The 2,776-nt window shown below is 35.2% G+C and carries 2 protein-coding genes; one reads left to right on the top strand and one right to left on the bottom strand.

Annotated elements, in window-relative coordinates:
- Positions 1 to 367: 367 nt before the first annotated feature.
- Positions 368 to 1,012, bottom strand: a complete 645-nt coding sequence (thiE, locus tag SFT90_03565) for a thiamine phosphate synthase (GenBank protein ID MDX1949564.1) — start codon at positions 1,010 to 1,012, stop codon at positions 368 to 370.
- 217 nt (positions 1,013 to 1,229) lie between these two features.
- Between thiE and SFT90_03560 the strand changes: the two genes are divergently transcribed.
- Positions 1,230 to 2,776, top strand: a 1,547-nt coding sequence (locus tag SFT90_03560) for a hypothetical protein (GenBank protein ID MDX1949563.1), incomplete at its 3' end; no start/stop codon positions are given.

Raw genomic sequence — 2,776 nt, 5'->3', positions numbered from 1 at the left:
TACTGATTTAATGTATGAAATTCCTGATCGTAAAGATGTTGCAAAAATCATCATTGATGAAAATGTTATCAATGAAGGTAAAAAGGCAAAAATCATCTTGAAAGATAAAGAAAAAGAAGAAAAGCCTAAAGATAAAAAAGTAAAGCCTGCTAATTAGCTTTTAAGAGGGCATTGTTAGATTAAGTATAGATTTAAGCTCATTTAACATCCAATTGTCACCCCGCATTTATTGCGGGGTTAATGTTTGAAATTGTTTTAAGTCTAATTTGTGAGCGTGTTTTGCAATTAATCCCGCAATAAATGCGGGGTGACATTATATAGAAAAAACAGCAAATAACTTAATGAAATCTATACTTAGCGAACAACACTAAACAAAAAGCTTATTAAAATCAGCGATTGCTTGTTTTACGCCCTTTTTATAATCCCAAACACCTGTTACAACCGCGATAAAATCAGCACCTGCTTTAATTATGGGCTCAGCATTTTCAACTTTAATACCGCCTATTGCAACTGAAGGAATATTTGTATATTTTTGCCAAAAATCTAATAATTCAAGTGTTGGCCTGCCTTTTGGCTTTTTAGTTTGGGTTTCATAAAAAGCCCCAAAAGCAACATAATCAGCACCTTCTTCGCCTGCTTTATAAGCCCTATCAAGGCTTGCATAACAGCTAACCCCAACATATTTGCCCTCACCCATAATTTTTTTTGCCTCTTTGGCATTGCCATCATCTTCGCCAATGTGAACCCCATCACAATTAAGCTCAGAGGCGAGCTTCGGATTATCATTCAAGATAAAAACGCATTTATTTTTATGGCAAATTGGCAGTAATTCTGCAACTGCTTTACGAACGAGCTTTTCTTCAGGCTTGGAATTATAAGTTCCATCAGGCGATAAAGACTTCATTCTAAGTTGAAATACAGATATTTCACCACCCTTGAAGGCTTCTTCGAGTTTGAGCTTCATTTCCTCTAACTCAAAATTTGGTGGGGATATTAAATATAATTTTGTCATTTTTTTCTAATAATTTGGCTTGTTTATAGCTTTTTTTGTAATTTTAGTCTATTTTAATATTATGTTTCATTATGAAGCGATTTTATAATAAAACTAAAAATAAATTAACTTAATATTTACTATTCCGCTTGACATTATAACGGGAATTTGTTAAAATTTTAACTAATTATTAATAAATTCTTTTCTAGGGGTGGGGAAGATGCAAAAAATAATCAAAATGAAGTTTTTAGCATTAAGCTTATTTATTATCGCTTTTTCAGTGAGTGCTTATTCACAGGGCTATAATGTGCCAAGCTCAATGCAACAGCAAGCTTATAATAACCAGCAAATTTCTTACAATCAAAGGCCTCAAAATTTTCAAGTTCAACAACCACAACAACAACTAAACCAGAATATGTTTTTGCAGAATAATGCAGAAGCAGTAACCCCTCAAAGGCTTACTAGAAGCCAAGAATTAGCAAGAAGATATGCATATAATAGCCACTTAGTAAATGCTGGTAACAACTATATGCAACCAATGAATAATTCTTATTCCACCATTGATAGATTATCTGTTAATCAATCAAGGATAATGCAGGCAAGCCAATATATTTTGGCAAATCCTGTACAAACAGATTTTTTCTTGCAATCCTTACTTGGTATCAACACTCAAAAAATATCAACTGAAAATATCAAGAATATTGCGACAAGAGGCGATAAGTTTAATCTTACAAGAGAATTAATTTGGTTAAGCCAAAATAGATTTATCATTGAAAGTGGCCAATTTAATGATGCAAGATATTCTCTTAAAACTATAGAAAAAGATAAAGAATTAGCTGATAAGCAACCGGGTTTTTTCTCAACTAATACTCTTTTAGTTGGTGGTGGTGCAATTCTTGCTGGAGCTGGTGCAGCCCTTGCACTTGGTGGCGGTGGTGGCGGATCATCTGCAAGCACCGATACTGGAAGTCCAATTTCATTGCCGGAAGTTAACAATTCAGGCCCTGCATATTTAGCATGCGATTATACAAGTAATTATTTCAATGTAGATGAATGTGCGAAATGTCATGATAACAGCTCTACTGATCCATTTGCGTGCTTGAATCCTTCTAGCACTTCATCCCCAAGTATAAGCTCATCAAGCCCATTTAATATGGAGATTGCCTCCGCTTTAGCAACGCCAATGAATAATGGATCTTGTGCCCCAAATATGGATCCTGTTCAATGTTTATTTTGTGTAAATTTAAGCTTCTTAAACTTTCCAAGATGCACAGGGCAAGTTGTAAATTACTGCACAGGAAACCAATATAACAGCCCTTGGTTATGCAACCATTGCAGCAACCCTGCAAATACTAACACTTGGATATGTGGCGGAGCAGGAAGCGTTGGAGGTTCATCTAGCTCAACTTCTTCTACCTCTAGCTCTTCTACATCTAGCTCAAGTGGTTCAACTTCTAGCTCGTCTTCATCTGGAAGCACTTCAACATCTTCTTCATCTAGCTCAAGCGGTTCAACTTCTAGCTCGTCTTCATCTGGTAGCACTTCAACATCTTCTTCATCTAGCTCAAGCGGTTCAACATCTTCATCTAGCTCTAGTGGATTATTTGGTGATATTAGATTTGGAAGGCAAGAAATTCCCATGGTTAGAACTGAAGCTCAGGTTAAAAACCAAGCTTTTATGACTGCTAATGCAAATTATCTAAATGTTTCAAAATTTGATGCGGCACATAGAAGAAATTTAACTGGTAAAAATATAAATTTCTTCGTTTGGGATTGGTTTGCAGG

Source organism: Rickettsiales bacterium (assembly GCA_033762595.1).
Classification (GTDB): domain Bacteria; phylum Pseudomonadota; class Alphaproteobacteria; order Rickettsiales; family UBA8987; genus JANPLD01.
Note: the sequence above shows the minus strand (reverse complement) of the source record. Positions and strands in the feature narration are given on the sequence as shown.

What these genes read in the sequence shown, in the direction of transcription:
- thiE (MDX1949564.1), bottom strand. Translation starts at nt 1,012, where the DNA reads ATGACAAAATTATATTTAATATCCCCACCAAATTTTGAGTTAGAGGAA.